Below are 2161 nucleotides of genomic sequence, written 5' to 3'. Positions count from 1 at the left end.
GGCGTGAAGGCGGTGATCGCGGAGTCCTACGAGCGCATCCACCGCTCCAACCTGATCGGGATGGGCGTGCTGCCGCTGCAGTACCCCGCCGGCCAGAGCGCGGAGTCGCTCGGGCTGTCCGGTGAGGAGGCCTTCACGATCACCGGCGTCACCGCACTCAACGAGGGCCGCACGCCCCGGACGGTCAGGGTCACCGCCGCGACGGAGGGCGGGCCCAGCGTGGAGTTCGACGCGGTCGTCCGCATCGACACACCCGGCGAGGCCGGCTACTACCGCAACGGGGGCATCATGCAGTACGTCCTGCGCAGCCTGCGCCGAGGCTGACGCGGCCGACGTCCCGCCAGCGGTGTGACCTGCGCGTCAATCGCTGGCGGTCGGGTCGCCGGGGGCGGGACAGTTGAAGTGTCCACGACGGCCTCGGGCCGCCGGGACGCCGGGAAGCCGGGTGGACCGCGACCCAACCCCCACCTCACAGCGCATTAGCACGGTCCGCACCGCTCTCGGCCGAGCGGTCACCCCCCATGTGCCGCGTGGCCACGGCTGCTGTCCCCCCGTTCGGCGGCCGTGGCCCTCTCATGCCGGCTGCCCTCCCGGGCCTGGCACGATCAGGGCATGGAGTCACAGCTGCTGACCGTGAGCACCGGTGGTCGCGACTCAGTCGTGGACCTGACCGACCAGGCAGGGCAGTTCGTCCGCGGTCGGGGCGACGGGCTGCTGCACGTGTTCGTGCCGCACGCCACGGCGGGGGTCGCGATCCTGGAGACCGGTGCCGGCAGCGACGAGGACCTCCTCGCCGCGCTGGCCGACCTCCTCCCCGCCGACGACCGCTGGCGGCACCGCCACGGCAGCCGAGGGCACGGTCGGTCGCACGTGATGCCGGCGCTCGTCGCGCCGTACGCGACGGTGCCGGTGCTCTCGGGGCGGCTCGCGCTCGGCACCTGGCAGAGCCTGTGCCTGGTCGACCTCAACGTGGACAACCCGGTGCGTGAGGTACGGCTGTCGTTCCTCGCCGGGTGAGCCCGTCCGCCGCTCGGCTCAGGCCAGCAGCCGCTGGGCCAGGTCCAGGTGGAAGCGTGTCGAGAGCAGCAGGTCGTCGACGTGCACCCGCTCGTCGGCGTTGTGGTAGCCGGCGTCCAGCACCTCGGGGGGCGTCGTACGGAACGGGCTGAACCCGTACGCCGCCGTGGCACCCGCGGCACGCAGGAAGCTCGAGTCGGTGAACCCGGTGCACAGCACCGGCAGCAGGACCGCCCCGGGATCGGCCTCGGCCAGGAACGCCGCCACTGCGGACGGCAGCGGTCCGGTCGCGGGAGAGTCGCTCCCAGGCACCATCGGCTCGGGGTACTCCAGCTCGTAGGCGACGTCCCGGCCCAGGCGGGACCGGACGGCCGCCTCGACGTCTGCCGTCGTGGCGCCGGGCAGGATCCGGCAGTCCAGCTCCACCCATGCCCGGGCCGGCATCACGTTGCGGGCCCGGGAGCCGGACAGCAGGGTGGGCGCCATCGTGGTGCCGGCCAGCGGCGGCAGCGAGTGGACGAACGTGGGGTGCAGCTCGCCGGCCCGCTCGAGCCCGGTGGCGAGGTCGTCGGGCACCTCGCCGAGCAGCACGGCGAGCGTGTGGTCCAGCAGCGGAGAGGACTCCAGCGTGGGCAGGCCCCTGCCGATGCGTGACACCAGCGTCGCCAGCCGGGGCACCGCGTTGTCGCCGACCGTGGGCATGGAGGCGTGACCGGCCTCGCCGAGGGCAGAGACACGCACCGGCAGCGTCCCCTTCTCACCCACGGCGAAGGTGAGCACCGTCCGGCCGTCGGCTAGCTCGAGGCGCTGCCCGCCCCCCTCGTTCACCGCCAGGTCCGGACGAAGGTCCGGGCGCTCCTGGAGCAGCCACCGCATGCCGACGTCGTCGGCGCCGTCCTCCTCGTCGGCCACCATCACCAGCCACAGGTCGGCCCGGGGCCGGAAGCCGGACCGGGCCAGCTCGGCGAACGCGACCACCCGGGCCGCGACCTCGCCCTTCATGTCCACCGCACCGCGACCGAAGAGGTAGCCGGTGTCGTCGACCACCGCGGCGAACGGCGGGTGGGTCCAGTCACGGGGATCGGCCGGGACCACGTCGAGGTGGCCGACGAAGGCCAGGGACCCGGGGGGACCTGCATTTTGT

General features: G+C 73.6%; 2 protein-coding genes and 1 pseudogene. 2 read left to right on the top strand and 1 reads right to left on the bottom strand.

The window, feature by feature from the left end:
- Both acnA and PLP61_RS11390 read left to right on the top strand, forming a co-directional pair.
- A pseudogene (acnA, locus tag PLP61_RS11395) lies at positions 1-324 on the top strand (aconitate hydratase); the annotation flags it as partial.
- Positions 325-612: 288 nt separating this feature from the next.
- Positions 613-1017 carry a secondary thiamine-phosphate synthase enzyme YjbQ gene (locus PLP61_RS11390; protein WP_324502835.1) on the top strand — a complete coding sequence of 135 codons (405 nt, stop codon included), beginning with the start codon at positions 613-615 and terminating at the stop codon, positions 1015-1017.
- An 18-nt stretch (positions 1018-1035) separates the two neighbouring features.
- Here the strand turns inward: PLP61_RS11390 and PLP61_RS11385 are convergent.
- The coding region (locus PLP61_RS11385; RefSeq protein WP_324502834.1) for a M20/M25/M40 family metallo-hydrolase at positions 1036-2161 on the bottom strand (1126 nt) is incomplete at its 5' end.

It is taken from the genome of Nocardioides sp. (genome assembly GCF_035429765.1).
Taxonomy (GTDB): domain Bacteria; phylum Actinomycetota; class Actinomycetes; order Propionibacteriales; family Nocardioidaceae; genus Nocardioides.
This window is presented reverse-complemented; position numbering and strand designations above follow the sequence as displayed.